At 37.4% G+C, this 20,829-nt stretch carries 22 protein-coding genes, 23 tRNA genes and 1 rRNA gene; 42 read left to right on the forward strand and 4 right to left on the reverse strand.

From position 1 onward, the window contains the following. Positions 1 to 50: 50 nt before the first annotated feature. The 24 genes from rrf to RCG21_RS09720 all read left to right on the forward strand — a co-directional run bounded on the left by rrf (position 51) and on the right by RCG21_RS09720 (position 2,357). Positions 51 to 167 (forward strand): 5S ribosomal RNA (gene rrf, locus RCG21_RS09605). 42 nt (positions 168 to 209) lie between these two features. After that, a tRNA-Glu gene (locus RCG21_RS09610) sits at positions 210 to 284 on the forward strand. A gap of 39 nt (positions 285 to 323) precedes the next feature. Continuing rightward, positions 324 to 396 (forward strand) — tRNA-Val (locus tag RCG21_RS09615). A 20-nt stretch (positions 397 to 416) separates the two neighbouring features. Beyond that, positions 417 to 492: transfer RNA gene (locus RCG21_RS09620), tRNA-Thr, on the forward strand. Between the two features lie 18 nt (positions 493 to 510). Next, positions 511 to 583: transfer RNA gene (locus RCG21_RS09625), tRNA-Lys, on the forward strand. A gap of 44 nt (positions 584 to 627) precedes the next feature. Further along, positions 628 to 710, forward strand: a tRNA-Leu gene (locus RCG21_RS09630). An 11-nt stretch (positions 711 to 721) separates the two neighbouring features. Beyond that, a tRNA-Arg gene (locus tag RCG21_RS09635) sits at positions 722 to 798 on the forward strand. 8 nt (positions 799 to 806) lie between these two features. After that, positions 807 to 883 (forward strand) — tRNA-Pro (locus RCG21_RS09640). A gap of 24 nt (positions 884 to 907) precedes the next feature. After that, positions 908 to 980 (forward strand) — tRNA-Ala (locus tag RCG21_RS09645). Between the two features lie 19 nt (positions 981 to 999). After that, positions 1,000 to 1,073, forward strand: a tRNA-Met gene (locus tag RCG21_RS09650). A 14-nt stretch (positions 1,074 to 1,087) separates the two neighbouring features. Beyond that, a tRNA-Ile gene (locus RCG21_RS09655) sits at positions 1,088 to 1,161 on the forward strand. Between the two features lie 7 nt (positions 1,162 to 1,168). After that, positions 1,169 to 1,261, forward strand: a tRNA-Ser gene (locus RCG21_RS09660). A gap of 17 nt (positions 1,262 to 1,278) precedes the next feature. Continuing rightward, a tRNA-Met gene (locus RCG21_RS09665) sits at positions 1,279 to 1,352 on the forward strand. A gap of 5 nt (positions 1,353 to 1,357) precedes the next feature. Continuing rightward, positions 1,358 to 1,431 (forward strand) — tRNA-Asp (locus tag RCG21_RS09670). A 46-nt stretch (positions 1,432 to 1,477) separates the two neighbouring features. After that, positions 1,478 to 1,550, forward strand: a tRNA-Phe gene (locus RCG21_RS09675). Between the two features lie 13 nt (positions 1,551 to 1,563). Continuing rightward, positions 1,564 to 1,648: transfer RNA gene (locus tag RCG21_RS09680), tRNA-Tyr, on the forward strand. Between the two features lie 4 nt (positions 1,649 to 1,652). After that, positions 1,653 to 1,726 (forward strand) — tRNA-Trp (locus tag RCG21_RS09685). A gap of 10 nt (positions 1,727 to 1,736) precedes the next feature. Then, positions 1,737 to 1,812 (forward strand) — tRNA-His (locus RCG21_RS09690). Positions 1,813 to 1,828: 16 nt separating this feature from the next. After that, a tRNA-Gln gene (locus RCG21_RS09695) sits at positions 1,829 to 1,903 on the forward strand. 17 nt (positions 1,904 to 1,920) lie between these two features. Further along, a tRNA-Gly gene (locus RCG21_RS09700) sits at positions 1,921 to 1,994 on the forward strand. 6 nt (positions 1,995 to 2,000) lie between these two features. After that, positions 2,001 to 2,074 (forward strand) — tRNA-Ile (locus RCG21_RS09705). A 22-nt stretch (positions 2,075 to 2,096) separates the two neighbouring features. After that, positions 2,097 to 2,171, forward strand: a tRNA-Asn gene (locus RCG21_RS09710). Positions 2,172 to 2,182: 11 nt separating this feature from the next. After that, positions 2,183 to 2,273, forward strand: a tRNA-Ser gene (locus RCG21_RS09715). A gap of 10 nt (positions 2,274 to 2,283) precedes the next feature. Continuing rightward, positions 2,284 to 2,357: transfer RNA gene (locus tag RCG21_RS09720), tRNA-Arg, on the forward strand. A gap of 224 nt (positions 2,358 to 2,581) precedes the next feature. Here RCG21_RS09720 and RCG21_RS09725 read toward each other — a convergent pair. Then, on the reverse strand, positions 2,582 to 2,773 hold the full coding sequence (locus tag RCG21_RS09725) for a DUF1272 domain-containing protein (RefSeq protein ID WP_133340589.1): 192 nt from the start codon (positions 2,771 to 2,773) through the stop codon (positions 2,582 to 2,584). A 323-nt stretch (positions 2,774 to 3,096) separates the two neighbouring features. Here RCG21_RS09725 and RCG21_RS09730 point away from each other — a divergent pair, with 323 nt between their 5' ends. The 4 genes from RCG21_RS09730 to RCG21_RS09745 all read left to right on the forward strand — a co-directional run bounded on the left by RCG21_RS09730 (position 3,097) and on the right by RCG21_RS09745 (position 5,032). Continuing rightward, entirely contained in the window at positions 3,097 to 3,498 is a 402-nt protein-coding gene (locus RCG21_RS09730; RefSeq protein WP_308913098.1) for a hypothetical protein, read from the forward strand. A gap of 207 nt (positions 3,499 to 3,705) precedes the next feature. Next, positions 3,706 to 4,188: an SF0329 family protein gene (locus RCG21_RS09735; RefSeq protein ID WP_308913099.1), complete on the forward strand. Its 483-nt coding sequence runs from the start codon at positions 3,706 to 3,708 to the stop codon at positions 4,186 to 4,188. A gap of 417 nt (positions 4,189 to 4,605) precedes the next feature. Next, positions 4,606 to 4,773, forward strand: coding sequence for a hypothetical protein (locus tag RCG21_RS09740; protein WP_308913100.1), 168 nt, complete (start codon positions 4,606 to 4,608; stop codon positions 4,771 to 4,773). A 25-nt stretch (positions 4,774 to 4,798) separates the two neighbouring features. Next, positions 4,799 to 5,032, forward strand: a complete 234-nt coding sequence (locus RCG21_RS09745) for an aminotransferase class V-fold PLP-dependent enzyme (protein WP_268884155.1) — start codon at positions 4,799 to 4,801, stop codon at positions 5,030 to 5,032. Between the two features lie 84 nt (positions 5,033 to 5,116). Here RCG21_RS09745 and RCG21_RS09750 read toward each other — a convergent pair whose 3' ends face one another. After that, positions 5,117 to 5,980: a cation diffusion facilitator family transporter gene (locus RCG21_RS09750; protein ID WP_133340673.1), complete on the reverse strand. Its 864-nt coding sequence runs from the start codon at positions 5,978 to 5,980 to the stop codon at positions 5,117 to 5,119. 529 nt (positions 5,981 to 6,509) lie between these two features. Between RCG21_RS09750 and RCG21_RS09755 the strand changes: the two genes are divergently transcribed. The 5 genes from RCG21_RS09755 (at position 6,510) to RCG21_RS09775 (ending at position 10,667) form a co-directional block, all read left to right on the forward strand. Further along, on the forward strand, positions 6,510 to 6,941 hold the full coding sequence (locus RCG21_RS09755) for a hypothetical protein (RefSeq protein WP_308913101.1): 432 nt from the start codon (positions 6,510 to 6,512) through the stop codon (positions 6,939 to 6,941). 648 nt (positions 6,942 to 7,589) lie between these two features. After that, entirely contained in the window at positions 7,590 to 8,078 is a 489-nt protein-coding gene (locus tag RCG21_RS09760) for a solute carrier family 23 protein (RefSeq protein ID WP_308913102.1), read from the forward strand. Next, complete coding sequence (locus RCG21_RS09765; RefSeq protein ID WP_308913103.1) at positions 8,041 to 8,952, forward strand: solute carrier family 23 protein; 912 nt, start codon at positions 8,041 to 8,043, stop codon at positions 8,950 to 8,952. The genes RCG21_RS09760 and RCG21_RS09765 overlap by 38 nt, the downstream gene beginning before the upstream one ends. 477 nt (positions 8,953 to 9,429) lie before the next feature. Further along, positions 9,430 to 9,672 carry an RHS repeat-associated core domain-containing protein gene (locus tag RCG21_RS09770; RefSeq protein WP_133332700.1) on the forward strand — a complete coding sequence of 81 codons (243 nt, stop codon included), beginning with the start codon at positions 9,430 to 9,432 and terminating at the stop codon, positions 9,670 to 9,672. Positions 9,673 to 10,028: 356 nt separating this feature from the next. Then, on the forward strand, positions 10,029 to 10,667 hold the full coding sequence (locus tag RCG21_RS09775) for a cysteine hydrolase family protein (protein WP_308913104.1): 639 nt from the start codon (positions 10,029 to 10,031) through the stop codon (positions 10,665 to 10,667). Positions 10,668 to 11,874: 1,207 nt separating this feature from the next. Here the strand turns inward: RCG21_RS09775 and RCG21_RS09780 are convergent. Next, entirely contained in the window at positions 11,875 to 12,033 is a 159-nt protein-coding gene (locus RCG21_RS09780) for a hypothetical protein (protein WP_165976148.1), read from the reverse strand. A 41-nt stretch (positions 12,034 to 12,074) separates the two neighbouring features. Between RCG21_RS09780 and RCG21_RS09785 the strand changes: the two genes are divergently transcribed. From RCG21_RS09785 to RCG21_RS09795, 3 genes are all read left to right on the forward strand, one after another. Continuing rightward, a complete protein-coding gene (locus tag RCG21_RS09785; protein WP_133332698.1) occupies positions 12,075 to 12,260 on the forward strand; it encodes a hypothetical protein in 186 nt (61 codons plus the stop codon). Positions 12,261 to 12,627: 367 nt separating this feature from the next. Next, positions 12,628 to 13,956: a nucleobase:cation symporter-2 family protein gene (locus RCG21_RS09790; protein WP_133332697.1), complete on the forward strand. Its 1,329-nt coding sequence runs from the start codon at positions 12,628 to 12,630 to the stop codon at positions 13,954 to 13,956. Positions 13,957 to 13,987: 31 nt separating this feature from the next. After that, the gene (locus RCG21_RS09795; protein ID WP_308913105.1) at positions 13,988 to 15,220 is read left to right on the forward strand and encodes a PucR family transcriptional regulator; all 1,233 of its coding nucleotides are present in this window, start codon (positions 13,988 to 13,990) and stop codon (positions 15,218 to 15,220) included. A 34-nt stretch (positions 15,221 to 15,254) separates the two neighbouring features. Here RCG21_RS09795 and RCG21_RS09800 read toward each other — a convergent pair whose 3' ends face one another. Then, positions 15,255 to 15,983 (reverse strand): PucR family transcriptional regulator, encoded by a 729-nt coding sequence (locus RCG21_RS09800; protein WP_133332695.1) that lies wholly within the window; start codon positions 15,981 to 15,983, stop codon positions 15,255 to 15,257. 208 nt (positions 15,984 to 16,191) lie between these two features. Here RCG21_RS09800 and uraD point away from each other — a divergent pair, with 208 nt between their 5' ends. The 6 genes from uraD to RCG21_RS09830 all read left to right on the forward strand — a co-directional run bounded on the left by uraD (position 16,192) and on the right by RCG21_RS09830 (position 20,632). Next, a complete protein-coding gene (gene uraD / locus RCG21_RS09805; RefSeq protein ID WP_133332694.1) occupies positions 16,192 to 16,692 on the forward strand; it encodes a 2-oxo-4-hydroxy-4-carboxy-5-ureidoimidazoline decarboxylase in 501 nt (166 codons plus the stop codon). Positions 16,693 to 16,800: 108 nt separating this feature from the next. Beyond that, entirely contained in the window at positions 16,801 to 17,772 is a 972-nt protein-coding gene (pucL, locus tag RCG21_RS09810) for a factor-independent urate hydroxylase (RefSeq protein WP_133332693.1), read from the forward strand. Next, positions 17,769 to 18,122 (forward strand): hydroxyisourate hydrolase, encoded by a 354-nt coding sequence (gene uraH / locus RCG21_RS09815; RefSeq protein WP_308913106.1) that lies wholly within the window; start codon positions 17,769 to 17,771, stop codon positions 18,120 to 18,122. The genes pucL and uraH overlap by 4 nt, the downstream gene beginning before the upstream one ends. A gap of 42 nt (positions 18,123 to 18,164) precedes the next feature. Further along, on the forward strand, positions 18,165 to 18,683 hold the full coding sequence (gene tpx / locus RCG21_RS09820) for a thiol peroxidase (RefSeq protein WP_133332692.1): 519 nt from the start codon (positions 18,165 to 18,167) through the stop codon (positions 18,681 to 18,683). Positions 18,684 to 18,904: 221 nt separating this feature from the next. After that, the gene (gene hemA / locus RCG21_RS09825) at positions 18,905 to 20,269 is read left to right on the forward strand and encodes a glutamyl-tRNA reductase (RefSeq protein ID WP_235824698.1); all 1,365 of its coding nucleotides are present in this window, start codon (positions 18,905 to 18,907) and stop codon (positions 20,267 to 20,269) included. A 72-nt stretch (positions 20,270 to 20,341) separates the two neighbouring features. Next, complete coding sequence (locus tag RCG21_RS09830) at positions 20,342 to 20,632, forward strand: IDEAL domain-containing protein (protein WP_133332690.1); 291 nt, start codon at positions 20,342 to 20,344, stop codon at positions 20,630 to 20,632. The last annotated feature ends 197 nt before the right edge of the window (positions 20,633 to 20,829 follow it).

Consider the following 20,829-nt stretch of genomic DNA (forward strand, 5'->3'; position numbering starts at 1 on the left):
CTTCTTCTGCTTTATCTAGTTTTGAGGGAATGATACCTCAAACTTAATAGTCTGGCAATAATGGCGAGAAGGTCACACCCGTTCCCATACCGAACACGGAAGTTAAGCTTCTCAGCGCCGATGGTAGTTGGGGGCTGTCCCCCTGTGAGAGTAGGACGTTGCCAGGCTAAGCCCCTTTAGGGGTATTTATTTTGCTGAATTTTATAGTTGGCCCCTTGGTCAAGCGGTTAAGACACCGCCCTTTCACGGCGGTAACACGGGTTCGAATCCCGTAGGGGTCACCAAAGTTTTTTCGTGCAAGCGAAAATAACTTTTACCACAATGGAGGATTAGCTCAGCTGGGAGAGCATCTGCCTTACAAGCAGAGGGTCGGCGGTTCGATCCCGTCATCCTCCATCAATAATTTTTTAAATTGTGCCGGTTTAGCTCAATTGGTAGAGCAACTGACTTGTAATCAGTAGGTTGGGGGTTCAAGTCCTCTAGCCGGCACCATTTATTTTTTGTTTTTTTGAGCCATTAGCTCAGTCGGTAGAGCATCTGACTTTTAATCAGAGGGTCGAAGGTTCGAGTCCTTCATGGCTCATCAGAGTTTTTTGCGGTAGCAAAATAACTTTCAATATTGCGGGTGTGGCGGAATTGGCAGACGCACAGGACTTAAAATCCTGCGGTAGGTGACTACCGTACCGGTTCGATTCCGGTCCTCGGCACCATTTAAATAGTAGCGCCCGTAGCTCAATTGGATAGAGCGTCTGACTACGGATCAGAAGGTTATGGGTTCGACTCCTTTCGGGCGCGCCATATTTTTACGGGAAGTAGCTCAGCTTGGTAGAGCACTTGGTTTGGGACCAAGGGGTCGCAGGTTCGAATCCTGTCTTCCCGACCATTCGAGAATTATTTTTAACAACATGGGGCCTTAGCTCAGCTGGGAGAGCGCCTGCTTTGCACGCAGGAGGTCAGCGGTTCGATCCCGCTAGGCTCCATTCATTTTTTATTATAAATGGCGGTGTAGCTCAGCTGGCTAGAGCGTACGGTTCATACCCGTAAGGTCGGGGGTTCGATCCCCTCCGCCGCTATTAAAATTACTAATGGACCCTTAGCTCAGCTGGTTAGAGCAGACGGCTCATAACCGTCCGGTCGTAGGTTCGAGTCCTACAGGGTCCATTTATATGGAGGAATACCCAAGTCTGGCTGAAGGGATCGGTCTTGAAAACCGACAGGCGGGTCAAACCGCGCGGGGGTTCGAATCCCTCTTCCTCCTCCATAAAATTTTATTATTATCGCGGGGTGGAGCAGTCTGGTAGCTCGTCGGGCTCATAACCCGAAGGTCGCAGGTTCAAATCCTGCCTCCGCAATATATGGTCCGGTAGTTCAGTTGGTTAGAATGCCTGCCTGTCACGCAGGAGGTCGCGGGTTCGAGTCCCGTCCGGACCGTACTTTTATCCCAGTAGGATGACTACTGTTGATATAGATTTTCTATGGCTCAGTAGCTCAGTCGGTAGAGCAAAGGACTGAAAATCCTTGTGTCGGCGGTTCGATTCCGTCCTGAGCCATCTTTTTTTATATGGAGGGGTAGCGAAGTGGCTAAACGCGGCGGACTGTAAATCCGCTCCCTCAGGGTTCGGCGGTTCGAATCCGTCCCCCTCCACCATTTTAGGGGTATAGTTTAAAGGTAGAACTAAGGTCTCCAAAACCTTCAGTGTGGGTTCGATTCCTACTACCCCTGCCATATTATTATGGCGGTTGTGGCGAAGTGGTTAACGCATCGGATTGTGGTTCCGACATTCGTGGGTTCGATTCCCATCAGCCGCCCCATTTCATTAAATGATTTTGGGCTATAGCCAAGCGGTAAGGCAACGGACTTTGACTCCGTCATTCGTTGGTCCGAATCCAGCTAGCCCAGCCATTCTTACTTTTTATAGGGCGGGTGTAGTTTAGTGGTAAAACCTCAGCCTTCCAAGCTGATGTTGTGAGTTCGATTCTCATCACCCGCTCCATATTTTGGGCCTATAGCTCAGCTGGTTAGAGCGCACGCCTGATAAGCGTGAGGTCGATGGTTCGAGTCCATTTAGGCCCATCATCATAAATATTCTAATTGTTCCGCAGTAGCTCAGTGGTAGAGCAATCGGCTGTTAACCGATCGGTCGTAGGTTCGAATCCTACCTGCGGAGCCATTTTATTTTATGGGGAAGTACTCAAGTGGCTGAAGAGGCGCCCCTGCTAAGGGTGTAGGTCGGGAAACCGGCGCGAGGGTTCAAATCCCTCCTTCTCCGCCATTCCTATAATGCGCCTTTAGCTCAGCTGGATAGAGCATACGCCTTCTAAGCGTACGGTCAGAGGTTCGAATCCTCTAAGGCGCGTAAATGTAAAAAACGATTGAATATATAAAATAAAGTTTGATTAAAATCCTGTATTAATTTAAACAGGGTTTTTTTATGTTCTTATCGTTGTTGTAAGGTCATGGTGAATAGATTGTGAAGATTTTCACTTAAACTAACGGGGCAGTTTAGTAGAAGAAGAAAAACGAATAATGTGTATTTGAACCATAATAATAAAAAACAGGGATAATCCCTGTTTAAAAACTTTAAAGTGAACAAACATTTTGTGGCTTCCTAGGTCTTTTTACAAGTTCTCCTCCACAATTTGGACAAATACTATTCATTTCTTCAGTGCATGGAGAGCAAAAAGTACATTCATAGACACATATAAAAGCGAAAGAATTGTCATCAATTGAAGCATTACAACTTTCACATTTTTTTCGCATTTCTAATGTCATATTATTGGATGCTCCTTTCTAATGTTTATAGGATGAATTTACCATCTTTACATGTTCAATAAAAGTGACAGTTTTTATATTAATAATGGGGACAATGTGCGGGTTGTCTATGAATAAGACAATATAACAATATTGTCGTCTTACGAACATATTGTGAAGAAATGTGCTTAAGCTGGGTCGTTGCTGCGACTCTTTTCTTGTTCCACTAACGGGGCAGGTTTGTTTAGAGAGTGGCTTAAATGGTTGATTTTTTTAAAATGTCCAAGAACTCTTTTTAATCCTGAATAAATTGTCAGTACAAGCTCTAAAGTGAGGTGATTATTTTGTTAGATAGGCGAAATGAGCCTGGTTGGGCGGATATGAGAAGTAATCGAAGTGACCGTTGTAATTGTAGTTGTAATGGAGTAGGTGAAGAAAATTCATGTTGCTCGGATTCACGTCTCAGAGGACCAGGTATTAGAAGAACAGCCACTCGCGGGGGATACTTTGCAGATGCTGATTTGGTGTGTTCAGGGCTTTGTATTGGACATGACCGAGATACTGTATATGAATGGAGGTTATTTCCGATTTCAGGAAATGCAGAACTCGTGGGACCTACACGTAAAGTTGGGAACGATAGGATAGAAGTTTCAGGAACTGGAGAATTTGAGTTAGATGTAAGAGTTACGTTTATTTGTGGAGCATGGGAATGTGTCAGAGAAGCAACTGTAACTTTCAGACAGTGAGCAAAGAAAGGAGCATAGCAGATTCATTTTAGAGTGGATCAAAAGTCGCTCTCTCTTCAACAAACGGGTAGCTTGAGTTTAACAAAGAATCGTATTTGCGGCTTTTTTTTCTTGTTAAACTAAGGGGCGTACATTTTAAATTGAATTAGTAAAGGTAATAAAGAAAAAAATACGAAAAAAACGGCTGTGGTATTGAGGGCTTTCTTTTTGGGTTTGCAGATAAAGTGGAGTTACTTAAAACAAATTATTGAATCAAGGTTTTGTGACAAATTAATTGGTAGGATAAATATTAACTATACAAATTATAGAGCAATTCACGAACCTGAGAGTAGATTTTGGATTACGTTAGATGGAGAAGAGCTATACAGCAACTCAAAAGTAAAATGGCTTTTCAATCACTATAAAATCATCCTTGAGCACAGCAACGATAATGAACAAATGACTTATGAAGAAGCTGAAAAGATATTGGAAAAACAAGGTCAATATTATATAGATTATATTGAGGATTCTCTGTGTCAGTATATAAATTTATCAATAAGTGATGCCTTAAATTCAGAGAGATTCTTAATAAGGGCTTTAGCTATGATTGATAGGAGACTTGGAAAAAGAAGGTTACAAAGTGTTGAAATAAAAGAAAATGAACATATACTTGTTCATAAATTGTATTCAAGAGACAGCAAAGTACGTTAGGAAAAAATTAAAAGAAAAATGGATTCATCTTTTAAACGATTAAAAATCGATTATGAAACGAATGGGATTTTTATAACCTCAAAAAAAGGTGAAGGGGTGTTAAGGCGGCATCGTATATGCCTCCTAGAGATAACGTTTAGCTAAGTGACTTTCTGTATGAGAGGGCCTTCCAGGGCCCTTTTGTCTATTATAAGAAATTACAAAATGAAAGAAAAATTAAACTAGTAATCTATCGTATAAAATTGGTATGGCTTTTAATAACAATGGAATGAGGGAATCCCTTTACCACTTGTGAACCGCCGTGACCATCCAAATAAATAACCTTTTTTCCAATAAACTTCTGTGTTAATGTTGGAAATTTCCAGCGGACTTCTTCAATCGGGAACACTATTGCCCGTTGATGAGATGGTCTCTTGTATGTCCAAAGGGGTGCAAACCGCACGGAGAATTTCCAACCAGCAGAGAGATGAACTTCATCTTAAGAAGACTAGAAAAGCGATTGCCGATTTGGTTGGTGCCAAACCAAATGAGGCAGTGTTTGGTCAAAATTCTACATCCATAATGTTCTCAGTAGAGCGCACTTAGTAAAACGTGGACCCATTAGGATAATATTGTCGTTACTGAAATGTACCACCGTTCAAACGTGGACTCATGGGCAACCGCGGCCAATGATACAAATACAAAAATTCGTTTCATTTCGGTTGACAAAGAGAGATTAACTCTTGATTTGATTTTGTTAGACAATCTGATTGATGAGAATACCAAACTAGTCGCCGTAACACTTGCCTCCAATGTCGTTGGGGCCATTACCGATGTTGAAAGGATTGCAAAGCGGGAAAAGTGAAGTGGAAGCGTTACTAACTGTAGATGCCGTCATTAAAGCGCCATTTAATTGATTCAGGCTTTAATCTATTTGTTATATAGTCAATTAATTTAAATCGACATAGATATTATCTAAAGGTATTTTGGTATGATTTGATACTAATTCCTTTATCACTTTTTGAATGTTTTTAACTAACTTCGAAGAAGATTTTACTCTAATTAATGTGTATACTTCTTCTTCATTTATACACCATACTTTTACATCCTCAACAGTTAAATCTTGGTTGGTTTCTTGTAGAGATTTTATAATCCCATCAACGGAATAGCCATTAGGGGTCCCTTCCATTAATATATTAAAGGATTCTTTTGTGATTTTAACGCCACCAGCAATTATGATTATCGATGTTATTAAACTACCAATTGGGTCTAACCATGTTAGGCCAAAATATTTAATACCCAATGCTGCGATGACAACACTCACACTAGTAAATAAGTCAGCCAAAACGTGAATCATTGCACTTTTTACGTTCAAACTGGAATTAGCTTTCGTCAAAATATAGCCCACGATTCCATTTACAACTAAACCAATCGTACCGACAACTAACATTTGGTTCGGAATGATTTTTATTGGATTAAACATACGACTGATCGCTTCACCAATTATAAATATAGGGATAATCACTAATGTAAAACCATTAATAAATGCTGCGATTGGTTCAAATCGTTTGTAGCCAAATGTTTTATTTTTTGTTACTGTCTTTGTAGCTAGAATGGTTGCGATTAGTGAAAGAATCAATGAGAAAGCGTCTGAACCCATGTGTACACCATCGCCCATCATCATTAAGGAACCTGAAATAAATCCGTAGATAATTTCAGCTAAAGCAAAAAACAGGGTTAAGGATGCAGCCCAAATAAAAAGCTTTTTATTTTTTTTATAGTAGTTATCTAATTGCCCATCGTTACTACTCATTTAAGTCATCTCCTAGATTAGAATTATTATAAATTTATAATACGGTTACTGTTAGCTAAAGTCAAATATAATCGAGAATATATTTCTATAAATGAGAATGATAATTCCCTTCAATTACTGTAATATTGGATTATGCGATAAATAATTGCTAATATTAATGATAATAATTATCATATAATTATATTTACTGAATTATGGATTACTGTCACTTTTTATAAAGTAAGTATTCGTGGATAACCAGCACTGTTATAATCGCATAACAACTAAGATAGTGAAGGAATGTACTTAAACTAAACGGGTGCAATACTTAAAGATCCAGCTCCCAATTCAGGCGGCTTTTTTATTGTGGTAACGGGGCAGGATAGTTGAAGAAGGGATGGTAAAAACAATAGAGAATTTAATATATTAACCATTATTAAAAAGTAGGTGTTTATTTTGGCTCAATCAGCTGCACATTCCTTTATTACGTATAAATTTTTATATAATTTAAATACTAAATTTGTCCACATTAAGATTAAGGAATGATGATATGATCCAAGATAGGATGTTAAGAATAGGTATATTAGGTGTAATTTCAACAATACCAGGAGAGATTGCTTCGAAAATATTTGCACATTTTGGCTTTGGAAAGTTTGGTATTTATGAATTAGCAAGTCTTATTATTACATTTAACAGACCAGTATTTACCATAGGATTAATCGTAGATTTTTTAGTTAGTAGTGTTTATGCAGTCTTACTTTACTTTATATTTGAAAAGTTTGGTTCATGCCATTTAGTTATAAAAACGACCGTGGGCAGTTTATTTGCCTGGTTAGTATGTGAACTATTATTCACATCATTAATAGAAGGTAAGTATATCGATATTAGACCCATTAATGATTATTATTCACATATTTTCAGTGCCATCATTTTTGGTATTACATTAGGATTGTCACTAAAAAAATTTATATTCAAGAGTTAACCCTATATTTGGAGTTATATTAAGTGCAAATGAGATTGTGAACAATAGCACTTAAACTATCGAGTGCTTTAGTGGAGTAAGATAATCTGTGCTCCTTAGGAGTTCAAAGCAAAAAATTAGCCCTCAATGAGAACTTCTGCTAGGTATAACCTTGAAAATAAAATCCCAATAGAATACTTCATAAGATTAAAAAAGGTCACAATAAACCTGAGAATTAAGCCTTGAAATAACAAATTAAAACACACTGTGAATTCATATGTGAAAACCAGAGTGTTTTATGTTGTTATTTGATTGTTTGCACTTCTAAAGTAAACCCGTTAAAATTCTACAGCGTTTTTTAAAATAATTATCAAAAAATTATAAAAGTTAATAATGTTGAAAATTATTTAAAATTCCCATATAATGTTCACATCATCGTATTTATCTACCTCACAGATTTAAATACTAGGCAAAGTAGAAAACGGTTTTTTTTAAAATAAATAGGAAACAGTGTTTCGTAATAAACAACAACTGCGATGATGCAATTAATGCCTATTTACTCCCTTAGATATTTACACAATGAGAAACATTTAGATCAAATTTACTATCTGCTACTCTGTTTTTTTGCCAAGAAAAATCTATCTTTTCTAATATTTAAGGAGGAAAATAATGAAAACGAAATCATCTATTGATGTAAACGCTGTCTTCAACGAAAAACTCCCGCTGGTAAAGTTATTGCCCCTCGGACTTCAGCATCTCCTTACAATGGTAGGATCCTTTATGGTTCCAGTTATTGTCGGTAGTTCAATTGGGCTCGACGCAAAAACCATTGCCTATTTGGTTTCCGCTATTTTACTTTCAAGTGGATTAGCCATCCTTATTCAGGTTTTTGGAATCGGTAAAGGAATTGGTTCTAGACTACCATTTGTAATGGGTTCATCGTTTATCACGCTTGGCCCAATGATCATCATTGGCAAACAATATGGACTTCCTACTCTTTTTGGCTCAATTATAGCGTCTGGAATTATTATTGTCCTTCTCTCATTTTTCTTTGATAAAATTCTATTATTATTTCCAAAGGTTGTTACAGGAACTTTCATTACCATTATGGGAATTACTCTTGCACCGACCGCCTTTAAAATATTTTGCAGGTGGTGAAGGAACTCCTGGTTACGGTTCTCCTATAAACATCATTATTGGATTAATTGTTTTACTCACCATTGTTTTGCTTCATAAGTATGGAAAAGGAATTATTAAAACATTGTCCATGCTGCTCGGAGTTGCGATCGGAACAGTAATTGCTGGATTTATGGGAATGATTAATACAAGCCCGGTATCATCAGCAAATTGGGTCCAAGTCATCACCCCATTCCACTTTGGAGTGCCAGTCTTCAAGGTAAGCGCTATTATTACGATGACCATTTTCTGTATTATTAACCTTATTCAATGTTTCGGTTCCTTCTCAGTATTAGATGAGGCTTGTGAAACTGAATCATCTGAAAAGACAATTGTAAGCGGATTAAGAGGGCAAGCAATCACTCAAGTATTATCGGGTTTGTTTAACTCTGTACCTCATGCATTCTTAAATGAAAACATTGGCGTTATGGCCCTAAGCGGTGTGAAAAGCCGTTATGTATCAATCACAACTGGATGCTCTCTTGTCATCCTAAGCTTTTTACCAAAATTTGCAGCTGCTATTACCATCATTCCGGCATGTGTCCGCGGCGGTGCGATGCTTGCAATTTTTGGTATGGTAACAGCAGCTGGGATTTCAATTCTTTCAAAAGTTGATTTCCATAAGACTCATGCAACACTTATCATCGGTACGAGCATGTCTGTTGGCGTAGGTTCAAACTTCCAGCCTGATGTATTTGCTCATATGCCAGCCATGCTTCAGATGTTGCTAAGCAATGGCCTATTCTCAGCAAGTATCATTGCAATCGTATTGAATCTATGTCTCAATTTCCAAACTATGTTTAAGTTGCCGCGTTTACAATCAGAGGAACAAGAGCTGATCCGAGAAAGCCCTTAAAAAACAAGGCCCTATTGCAATGGGGCCTTGTTTTTTAAAAATCCTTCTCGGTTAGGCCGAATAGGGGTAAGTCCGAGATAAGTCCAAAAATCGCCATATAGGAGTAATACCAGCGTCCGTGATACCAGGGACAAACGAATGTAAATAAATGGTAATCCAATATCGGAACAAAACCCTTTGCTTGTAATGCTAATTTGCACATAATTGAGTGATTTTTAACCTTCAAAATGGGCAAGTTCCGATTCCTAATTCAAATTCGGAACATCGTTAAATCGTTGTGGTTACAAGGTTTTGAATGCTACTTTGCCCCTGGTGACAGCTACGCAGGGCCTGGGCCATTGGGACAAGCCAAAAGCTTTCCTAAGAAACAGATAGCAATGGAACGCTGTTAGAAAATTATACGTATGATCAAAAAGGAAATAATTTAGTTTCCACCATCATGTGGACGAGTGAACAAGGTTTTACGTTTATTATCATTTGAATGGACATGGAGATGTCGCTTATTTATCAGATGGAAACGGTAAGGTGTTAGTACAATATACGTATGATGCTTGGGGAAACATCACAATCAGTACGGGAACATTGGCAGATCGAAACCCATACCACTACGCTGGATATCGTTGGGATAACGCGATTGGGATGTATTATTGGAATACCCGTTATTACAATCCTTCAACCATGCGGTTTATTAGCAAAGATCCGATTGACGGGATAAAATAGAAGAAACTCGTCAAAAAAATCTTTGCTTATCCAGAGCAAAAGGCTTCTATTTCAACAAACGGTCCAGAATGTTGAAGAACGTTATCAATAAAATTGGATATTTATGTTGAATTATCAGAGTAAAGATTGTGAATGTTTTCACTTAGATTAACGGGCAGAATTAGTTTAAGTACATTTCTTCACAAAGCTTTTTTATCGATTCAAATGTTTTCTGGTTTACCTGCTTATTGACAGATTAGATTTTTTTGGGGAGGGAATGGATTCGCACCATAACCGAGGTAATAGACCTAATTTGCATGTTGTAATATTGATAGCATCGAATAGGAATAATAAGCATGGTAAAGGGGGTGAAAAGGTTGGAAAAATTAAATGAGAACTTGGAACGGAAAAACACGACCGTCATCGTTGTGGATATGCAAAACGATTACTGCCATCCTGATGGAGCAATTGCCAAAAGCGGAAGCGACGTCAGCACGGTCAAAAAAATACTGCCGAGCTTGCGCAGCTTATTAGATGGGGCAAGAGAGCACTCTGTTCCAATCATTTTTTTGCAGACGAATCATGAGAAGGCGACTGATTCTGAGGTTTGGCTTTCCCGCTTTCCGGATGGTGTCAACCCGATTTGCCAGACGGGGAGTTGGGGAGCGGAATTTTACGAAGTTGCACCGCAGCCGAATGACATCATTGTGAAGAAGCATCGTTACAGTGGATTCGTTCATACTAGGCTGGAGTCCATATTGCGAACTCTTAAAATCGAAACCTTGATTTTAACAGGCGTCAGCACGAATCTTTGTGTGGAATCAACTGCCAGAGACGGGTTTATGCTGGAATATCGAATTGTGCTCATGAAAGATGCCTGCGCTGCTTTTTCGCAGGAAGAACACGATATGACCTTAAAAACCGTAGATACCTATTTTGGAATGGTGGCAGATACGGAACAGGTTGTTTCCTTTTGGCGGATGCACGCTCCCCAATCCCCCCAGTTTTTGACCTAAACGGTTGATGGACAAAAAAACGACCATGCTTATTTTGACAAACCCGAACAATAAAAACAGTGGTAGCCTAGGATGAGAAAATAAAGTTCTAGCCTGTCTCTGTTTTATTGATTATTGATGCATCCCTTTTTCCTTTTGAACAAACGGGTTTCCAATATTAAATAGTATAAGAATATTATTAGTAGGCGATACCTACACGCTATTTTATATTAGCGCGTGCTTTTATCTGTTTAAAAGTAAATTCTGCTGTATCCGGTACGGATATTTCAGCTGCACCCTCCGGCAAAAAATTTCGGTCTATTCGATATTTACCTACCCTTAGGATTAATTTATTTTGTTTCATCGTTTGCTGCTTTAAATTTTTTCCTCGCTAAAAATTTGAAAATAACTCCTTACTTCATCTAATGTGAGTGAGGATAGACCTCTGGGGGAATATCCTTAATTCGATCACACATCATAATTCCTTCCGTTATAAGCCAATTAAAGAAATTACAAAAATCTCTTACATAATTAAATAAGGTAATAGAAGAGCCAATATCTTTTTTAGCATCTACATACCGCCTGTAATTTCCAAACAAACATGAAATTCGAAAGAGAAGGGTAAATGGATTTTGGTTTTCACTTTATAACAGCTAATAGATTGATAGACCTGAGCCAGTATCCCTTGCTTTCTTGTTCCGTAATTTTTAGCTCTATTTAGGTGCTTCTTTTGAAACTGTTTACCCGAATACGATCGTTGTTAGGTTTAACGCAATCCATAGCCTGACTTTTACTTTTCGTCACTCATATATCCTATTCTGTATTAGATTACGCTTTGAACTAAGGAAAAGAAGGTGAATCCTTTTCATTATTGTGTCAACTGACTGAAAGTACTAGCGGACTTTTGTTCAATTTACGGTAAATTTGATTCATAATTAGTAATCTCTGTAAAGTTAATTTCATGAGTTTATAAAAATTAAAAACCTAAACTTTACAAAGTTATTCAAGGAAAGTTGAAAGGAAACTTTCTGAAGTGTACGAAAAAACACTTTAACTTTTTGTAATAATTATTAAATAATAATCAGAAAAATCTTGAAATTAGGGATTTTTGGTGCTAATATTATAAATATATTTTGGAACAATGTTCCTTAATAGGCAACAAATAGCGTATCATTACATTTTGGGAAGGGGGAAGTAAATTGTCCTACATTAAAAGACAAATTGTTGGTCAGAGGATTTCAAATAGAATGAATAAATTAACGGCAATCTCTGTGCCTTCAATCGGTGTAACTTGATTGTCTTTTACAAAGGAGTTTCGTGAAGGCAAGGAATTAGTTAGTAAATGGATGACGGAAGCAGGCATGACGGTACGAATTGAATCCTGCATAGGGTTTTCAGCATCCTGGGTTTGGTTATCCGGGAAGTGAAGTGAATGTATTAGAATTAACAGAGCATTTACAGGTATTATTAGAAATTGGTTATATCAGTGAGGGCTCACAAAATGTTGTTGTCTTTGAAGTAAAACCGGTGGAAATGAAAATTCGGATGTGGAAGGTGCACAATCCAAACGGCTTTTGTCCAAGCCTGGGCAAGAGTTTAATGCATTGTTCTTAGATTTATTCTTAATAAAAAACGATTGTGAATTATAAAAAAGGGAGGAATTTTGGCAAGCTACGCAGAATGATAAATTAAATCTTTTTTTGACAGCGTTTCCACGGGCATCTCAAAAATAATGTAAATTTTTGATTAAAAGGGAGTAAATATGTCTATCTATGAAGCTGTTGTATATAAAGATAAAGAATTAATGTCAAAGGTGAATTCTTAAATCAATCTCAAATGTGATTCATAGTTTTGATTTTGTTGCCAAAATAATTCTGAATATTATTTATATTCCGTAAGTAGTTTGTTGTTTAATGAATAGTTGCCCCGGCTTTGTGAAAAATGCAACTCCAATATTTTCTTATATCAAGGAGGAACATGGATGGGAAAATTAAGCTTCGGTAAAACAATTGCGTTAGGATTTCAGCATGTTTGTGTTATGTATGGCGGTGCTATAGCAGTCCCATTAATTGTAGCCCATTCACTTGGATTGACACAACAACAGCTTGTTTATCTTATTTCGTTTGATTTATTGTCATGCGGTATTGCGACTTTAATCCAAGTAATTGGTTTTGGGAGTATCGCCGGTATTCGATTACCCGCTTTAATGGCCGTATCCTTTATCGTTCTTGATCCTGCCATAGCAATTGGCAAGGCATATTCGATAACAGGTGTATTCGGGGCAGTTATGGTTTCAGGAATAGTAATTGCCCTTTGTGCCCCGTTTATTGGTAAGTTGGCAAAGTTTTTCCCTCCTATTGTTTCGGGTTCTGTGATTCTGATAATTGGTATTACCTTAATGCCTGTTGCGATGGCTAATGCTGCTGGCGGTCAAGGAGCTGAAAATTTTGGGGATCCAAAGAATCTGCTCATCGCTGCATTTACCTTACTCTGCTTTTTAATTTTCAACACATTTTTTAAGGGATTTTTAAAGTCAATTTCTGTCTTAATTTCGATGATCATTGGTACAGTGGCAGCTAGTTTCTTTGGAATGGTGAATTTTTCAACAGTAAGTACAGCAAAATGGTTTAACATTGTCACGCCATTTTATTTTGGAACACCTACATTCCACCTTTCTGCCATTATTACAATGGTTATTATCTCCTTTATTATTGCGATTGAAAGTATTGGCGTATTTATGGCACTTGGTGAATTTTCAGAAAAGAAAATTGGCGAAGCCGACATTAAAAAAGGGCTGCGTGCAGAAGGAATTGGCGCATTTATTAGTAGTATCCTAAATTCCTTCAACCATTCGACTTTTTCACAGAATGTCGGGTTAGTTATGCTTACGAAAGTAACAAATTTAAGTGTTTTGGTTGCTTCCGGGATTATCCTTGTATTTTTAGGTCTAGTCCCAAAAGTAGGAGCTCTCACCACTATGATTCCTGCTCCTGTTCTTGGTGGGGCCATGATCCCGATGTTTGGCATGCTAATTGCAGCTGCATTAAAAATTATTGGGAAAGCGGATATGTCTTTGCCATCTAATCAAATTACAATTGCTATTGGCGTTGGTATCGCATTAGCAATAAAAGGTGTCCCCACTGCCTTTACTCATCTTCCACAAACTCTTCATTTATTAATTGGGGATGGCGTTGTAGTTGGTGCATTAGTTCTTGTTATATTAAACGCATTGTTAAATGGTAGTTTGCAAGAAGGGCATTTTCATGGATTCGAGAAAGTAGAAGCAGAAGCCATATTGGATGCTGAATAGAACAGGTTTTTATAAAATGGAGGCGTGAACAATGTCATTTCTGGTATCTGATTTTTTAAAGCTGCAGGTAATTGGTAGCAGCCGTATTGTAGCAGGGGATCGAGGGGGAAATAACAGCATCCGTTCTGTGAGCATTATGGATGCTCCCGATACATCATGGTTAAAACGAGGGGATTTGCTGCTAACTACCGGGTATGTATTTAAAGATCACAAGGATACTCAGATTAAATTGCTCAATGACCTCGCCGGGAAACATTGTGCCGGTTTGGCTATTAAAGTAAAAAGGTTTTTTTCTGAAATTCCAGCAGTTATGTTACAGGAGGCAGATCGCTTAGGTCTGCCTTTAATAGAATTATCGTCTGATATTGTTTTATCTGATCTGCTTCTTTCGGTAACGAAAGAGATTGTGAATTATGAAGATTTGTCTAATAAGAAAAATTCTTTAGTCTCACTAATAATGGGCCATCCACTCGAGCATGGAGATCTAGAATTAATCTCCCATCAATATAAGTTCATGCCTAACTCCAATTATATTGCGATGATGATATCAGTTAATCCCTATAATGGAGATAAATCGGTTATTAGTCAAACCACCTTTGCTCAAATGGCAAACGAGATTGGAAACAAAGTAAATGCAAAGTTGCTAATGATTCCTAACAATAAAGATTTTGCAGTGATTTTAAATCCTCTTAATCTAAAAAAACCGCTAGAACTTGCCGCTATTGCAAGAAAAACTGCAAGACTTCTGGGAAATCAAATTCAAAAGAAATTTCCCAAACAAGTGATTCAAATCGGAATAGGTTCACCATGTATACAACTCTCGAGAATACATAAAAGCTATAAGGAAGCTAAGGAAGCTGTTCATTTTGGAAAAACAAATTCAGACTACAGGAATTTGGCCATTTATGAATACGCTGATTATGCACCTGAAGGTTTATTTCAGCAGTTATCAGATGACGTGTTAAAAAACTATGTTAAAAGTACACTGGAAGTGCTAACTACATATGACCAAGAAAATAACTCGAATCTGCTGCAGACCTTAGAGGCATTCCTGGAAAGCGGCGGCAAGCTGGCAGAAACTGCGAATGTTCTTTTTGTACATCGAAACACGGTGAAATTTAGGATTTTACGAATTGAGGAATTATTGGGTATTGATCTAAATGAAAGCAAGACGGCATTTCGCCTCCAATTAGGGTTGCGAATTGCAAGGATGCTCGACTTGCTGCCTTGTTCAAATGAAGTTGAAATAAAGTCAATGATTTAAAGATTTTTAGGGCCGGAATGATTCCCGGCCCTTTTTATTTTTGTCCGGAATATTGGTAACTCCATAAGGCCAACTGTAATTTGAAATTATTCTCTCCATTGTTAAAATCCATACCAAGAAGTTCTTTAATTTTTGGCAAACGCTGGTGTACGGTGTTGCGGTGAATACCCAGTGTATGAGCCGTTTCTGTCGGTTTTAGACAGCTATTCAGGTATACCGATAGTGTTTTGATGAAATCCGAATGATTCAACTGATCATATTCAATTAATGGAGACAGTAAGTGAGTATAATAATTTTCTAGAACATCTTTTGGAATATATCGCAGTAACGAATAGATTTCAATTTCTTTTTCCTCTTCCATCGTCTCTTCGGACTGAACTGCTAATATTCTCCTTAGTACTGCAAGAACTAAATCAGCTATCGATTGTTCATCTGGAATTTGAAAGATGGGAAAAGAATATTCATCCGCAATAGAAATCATCTCAGAAGGCAGTGAGCGTTGTAAATGGTTGGTTTTGATTCCCAGTCCTGCACACTTCCGTCTTGCTAGATCCTGAACCAATTTAATTAATGAAGCTTCTTCATTTTTGAAAACATACCCCGTAGTTAAGACCAAATCTCCTTCTTTAAGCCAATGAATAACGTCAGGGGCGTCGAAACTATTAACTGATGTTATATAGTTGGAAATTCCATTAAAACCTGCAGCGATCTTACAAGTGTTTAATGGAGGGCTGCTTAATGCTTCTGCTAAAGTCAACTTCATGGTTCCACTTCCTTTTATAAGAAGTTTCTAATTATCAATAGTTTACCTTATAGTGTGCTCAGAGCACAATGGAAAGTAGTCAGATTTGTCAGGTTCGGCTAATGACCATAATAATAAATCCTATTAAAATTAAATTAATCCTTAATAACTATTAAATGAGTAGTTTATTAGGAGAGAGGGGGTCTCTAAATAGAAAGGAATGGAAAATATGAGCAGGAAGCTGGCAAAAATGAATGAACTTGATCAAGCTGCTTTTACCGAAGCTCTTGGGTGGGTTTTTGAACATTCACCGTGGGTAGCGGAAAAGGCTTGGGTAAATCAACCGTTTCATTCTATATCTGAACTGCATAGGACGATGGTTCATGTGGTTCAGGAGGCTGATCTAAATGAAAAACTTGCTCTCTTGAGGGCACACCCTGATTTGGCAGGGCGAGTTCAAATGGCAGATGCATCAGTTAAAGAACAAGCGGGTGCAGGCCTTCATCAGCTTTCAAGAGAAGAACATGAGGAATTTCTTTTACTCAATAAGACATATACAGATAAATTCGAATTTCCTTTCATCATGGCAGTAAAAGGCCAAAACAAAGAATCCATAAAGCAGATGTTGAAAAAACGGCTGCAAAATGGACCTGAGGCTGAACTTAAAGAAGCTCTGGAACAAATCTATAAAATAGCTTTGTTTCGCTTAGAGGATTTTCTTAACGCCTAGCTTAGAGGTAATAACAAAATGCCAGAGCTTTCTTCCATTCTTTTGTAAATGAACGGGCTACCGTTGATTTAGATTTTAAATGATTTAAAAATAGAAGGAGGAGTTTTTATGAGTTCAAAGGAAAGAGTTATGTATTATGGTAAAGGTGATGTATTTGTTTTCCGGACCTATCAAACCCCGCTTGAAGGTATTAAATCAATTCCTGAGTCAGGCTTTACTGGCCGCAATAACGTTATTTTTGGAATGAATGCTAAGATTGCTCTTGAAGGGGATTTTGAGGAATCATTTACGAAAGCGGACAACAGCCGTGTTGTTGCTACTGATTCTATGAAAAACTTTATTTTGCGCCAAGCAGCACAGTACCATGGACCGACTTTTGAGGGATTTTTAGCATTTGTTTGTAATCGCTTCCTTAATACTTATGCACACCTTACTGCTGTTGAAATTACTGCCGATGAAGTTCCCTTTGAAACTGTAAATGTTGCCGGACAAGATCAATTGGAGGCAAGTCCGCTGGTTTACAGACATTCAAGAAATGAATTAATAACGACTACTGTAAAGGTACAACGGACTGAGAAAGGAAATAAAATTGTAAAGCAAGAAAGCGGTATTAGGAATCTTCACTTGATTAAAGTATCCGGCAGTTCATTCTACGGTTTTATTCATGATGAATATACTACCTTGCCGGAAGCAAAGGATCGTCCGCTTTATATCTATTTAGATATCCATTATCGTTACAACAATAACGAGGATGCAGTTTCAGACAATCCGGCTGTTTATGTTCCAGCTGAACAAGTTCGTGATATTACTGCTTCTGTTTTCCATGAGGCAGAAACAAAATCCATCCAAGATTTAATATACCGTGTAGGTTTACGTATTCTTCAACGCTTCCCGCAGCTTGCAGAAGTACAGTTTTTATCTAATAACCGTACATGGGAAACGATTGTTGAAGTTCCAGATTCTAATGGTGCTGTATTTACAGAGCCAAGGCCTCCGTACGGTTTCCAAGGTTTTGTTGTAGACCGTCAAGACCTTGAGAATGAAGGATTAGAAGTTTCTCCGGAAAAGGTAGAGGCATGAGCGGCAGATTAACCACCCATGTTTTAGATTTGGCAAAGGGTATGCCAGTAAAAGGATTAAAGATTGATCTCTGGAAACTTGAACCGGAGCGTTCTTTTATCAAGTCAGTAAATACGAATAGTGATGGCAGGGTGGATTCCCCCTTATTAAACGATAATCAACTAACAACCGGGGAGTATGAATTACTATTTTATGTGGCTGATTATTTTCGATCTCAAGGTGTCGATGTACCCGAGCTGCCCTTCCTTGATAAAGTCCCATTAAGGTTCGGTGTTGCTGACCCGGACAGTCATTATCATGTCCCGCTGTTAGTTGCACCAGGCGGATATAGTACCTATCGCGGCAGTTGATTAATAAATCTTCTTTACGGTTTGAAATGGAGGACAAAGTTTATGATAACAGAACGCACTCGAAGAGCCACATTAGCAGGTAATCCCGTTACACTTATTGGACCAGAAATTAAAGTCGGTGATAAGGCACCAGACTTTGAGGTTTTGGCGAACGACAGGTCAAAGGTAACTCTTTCAGATTCAAATCATATGGTACGACTGATTAGTGTCGTCCCATCCCTTGATACCGCTGTATGCGACCAGCAGACTAGACGCTTTAATGAAGAAGCGGCAAATCTTGGTGAAAACGTCGTCGTATTAACAATAAGTGCGGATCTCCCGTTTGCCCAGAGCAGATGGTGCGGTGCACAAGGAATACAAAATGTCCAAACGTTATCTGATCATCAAAGTATGTCATTTGGCAGTGCATATGGGACCTACATGAAGGAGCATCGTTTGGACAGCAGGGCTGTCTTTGTTGTAGATTCCCAAAATATTGTGACCTATGTGGAATACCTTTCTGAAGTAACGAATCATCCAAATTATGAAGCGGCTTTAACAGCGGTCAAAGCTGCAAAATAGACTTTAGTAACAATACTTCTCAATTAAATTACGAAGAAACACTTGGAGTAAAATTTATAATTTTAATAGTTATCTATTGAAAATTAACTGAATTTACCAAAAAGTTATAAAATTTATGAGTGCGGTAAATATGATTCTAAGTTTACCGCACTTCCTTCCAATATTTATGATCTTATCTTTTTCCGGAATGGTTTAAAAATGGAGTGGTACATGTGGAAATAATGGTTTTAGGCATGAATCATAGCACAGCACCTGTAAAAATTAGGGAGAAATTTAAAATACAAAAAGAGTCTTATTCCAATTTTATTGAATCTCTGTATCGAACTGAGGGTCTTAAAGAGTGTGTAATTTTGTCAACCTGTAATCGAACTGAAATTTATGCAGTTGTAGATGAAACACATATGGTTAAGCATAAAATCATCCAATTTCTTACCGATTCTTTTGAGGCAAACAAATTACAGATTACAAATAATTTATATTTAAAAGAAAATGATGAAGCTGTAAAGCATTTATTCCGCGTTATCTGTGGTCTTGATTCTATGGTTCTAGGAGAAACTCAAATTTTAGGACAAGTTAAAGAAGCTTATACTAGAAGCCACAGTCATCAAGCAACAGGTACTATATTTAATAAATTATTTAACCAAGCCATTACATTTGCTAAACATGTTCATTCCGAAACGGATATCGGCAGAAATGCTGTTTCTGTTAGTTATGCTGCAATAGAGTTAGGAAAAAAAATTATTGGTTCTTTACATTCCAAGACTGCTGTTATTTTAGGTGCAGGTGAGATGGCAGAATTAACGGTAAAACATCTTCACGCAAATGGAGCAGGTAAAATAATTGTTGTGAATCGAACATATGAACGAGCTAAGAAATTGGCAGAGAAATTTGGTGCTGGCACCAAAACAATGGACCGAATTCACGATGTACTAATCGAAGCTGATATTATTATAAGTTCGATTGATATGAAAGAACCTATCATCACTGCAAAAGATATGGAAACTATTAACCTAAAAAGAACACAACGCCCTTTATTCATGATTGATATTTCTGTTCCAAGAAATATTGATCCGAAAATTAATAACCTGGATCATGTTTTCTTATACGATATCGACGATTTGGAAAGTATTGTTGAAACCAATCTAGAAAAAAGAGCTCAAGAACGTGAAAAAATCAACGATATGATAGATCAGGAATTGCTGACCTTTAAGACGTGGTTAAGCACATTGGTCATTACACCTATTATGGCTGCCCTTCGTTCAAAATCATTAGGAATCTATGAAGAGGCTATCAGTCAAATTGAAAATAAGTTACCAGGTTTAACTGAAAGGGAACGAAAAATTATTCGTAAATATTCAAAAAGCATCGTTACCCAAATGATGCATTCACCATTAATTGGAATGAAACAGATGGTTGCTACTAATTCAAACCAAAAAGAAATTTCAGACCTTATTATTCAACTTTTTTCTTTAGAGGAAGAAGTTGACGAACAATATAATGCGAGAAAATTTAATTCAAAGCCAAACCACCTAATTAATGTATTACATCCTTCTACTACCTTTGGGAATATTCCTGTCCACTCTTGAATAAATGTGGAATAAGGATGATATATATAAGAAAAAGATGATCATATAAAAAGGTATTAGGGGTGATTTGCAATGGAAAAGAAAAAACCGTATAAAAGCACTTCATATAGTGAGATTATGAAATCGCTTAATTCATCAAAGAAAACTCAAGATGTGAATTCAAATCTTGATATGTATATACAAATGGTCTTGGATGAAGCAATGGTCACCCGGCAAATTACGCTCCTAGAGGAAAAGATTAATGATGCTCTTACATCAATGGATAAGCCTTTATTTCTGGAATTGTCCGCTACGTATGAAAAATTAAGACACCAACAACAAAGCTTAATTGAAAAAGGTAGGCATATATTAAATAAACTATGAATATTGCTACTTTAAACTATCATAAGTATTATTTATAATTTAAATAGTTAACTGAATTATCTGAAATGAAAATAAATTAAATTTATTATATATTAATATTGATTTTTAAATGATTTTAATTTTTAATAGTTATATAGCATATTTTAATCGCTATCAAAAATATTACGGGGTGAAAAAAATGACTAAAGGGGAAAAAA

The organism is Bacillus salipaludis (assembly GCF_030938565.1).
GTDB lineage: Bacteria > Bacillota > Bacilli > Bacillales > Cytobacillaceae > Neobacillus > Neobacillus salipaludis_A.

Coding starts and splice junctions, on each gene's coding strand:
- RCG21_RS09725 (WP_133340589.1), bottom strand. CDS start 2,773: ATGACATTAGAAATGCGAAAAAAATGTGAAAGTTGTAATGCTTCAATT.
- RCG21_RS09740 (WP_308913100.1), top strand. CDS start 4,606: ATGTCCAAAGGGGTGCAAACCGCACGGAGAATTTCCAACCAGCAGAGA.
- RCG21_RS09750 (WP_133340673.1), bottom strand. CDS start 5,980: ATGAGTAGTAACGATGGGCAATTAGATAACTACTATAAAAAAAATAAA.
- RCG21_RS09755 (WP_308913101.1), top strand. CDS start 6,510: ATGATCCAAGATAGGATGTTAAGAATAGGTATATTAGGTGTAATTTCA.
- RCG21_RS09760 (WP_308913102.1), top strand. CDS start 7,590: ATGAAAACGAAATCATCTATTGATGTAAACGCTGTCTTCAACGAAAAA.
- RCG21_RS09780 (WP_165976148.1), bottom strand. CDS start 12,033: ATGCAGGATTCAATTCGTACCGTCATGCCTGCTTCCGTCATCCATTTA.
- RCG21_RS09790 (WP_133332697.1), top strand. CDS start 12,628: ATGGGAAAATTAAGCTTCGGTAAAACAATTGCGTTAGGATTTCAGCAT.
- RCG21_RS09795 (WP_308913105.1), top strand. CDS start 13,988: ATGTCATTTCTGGTATCTGATTTTTTAAAGCTGCAGGTAATTGGTAGC.
- RCG21_RS09800 (WP_133332695.1), bottom strand. CDS start 15,983: ATGAAGTTGACTTTAGCAGAAGCATTAAGCAGCCCTCCATTAAACACT.
- uraD (WP_133332694.1), top strand. CDS start 16,192: ATGAGCAGGAAGCTGGCAAAAATGAATGAACTTGATCAAGCTGCTTTT.
- pucL (WP_133332693.1), top strand. CDS start 16,801: ATGAGTTCAAAGGAAAGAGTTATGTATTATGGTAAAGGTGATGTATTT.
- uraH (WP_308913106.1), top strand. CDS start 17,769: ATGAGCGGCAGATTAACCACCCATGTTTTAGATTTGGCAAAGGGTATG.
- tpx (WP_133332692.1), top strand. CDS start 18,165: ATGATAACAGAACGCACTCGAAGAGCCACATTAGCAGGTAATCCCGTT.
- hemA (WP_235824698.1), top strand. CDS start 18,905: ATGGTTTTAGGCATGAATCATAGCACAGCACCTGTAAAAATTAGGGAG.
- RCG21_RS09830 (WP_133332690.1), top strand. CDS start 20,342: ATGGAAAAGAAAAAACCGTATAAAAGCACTTCATATAGTGAGATTATG.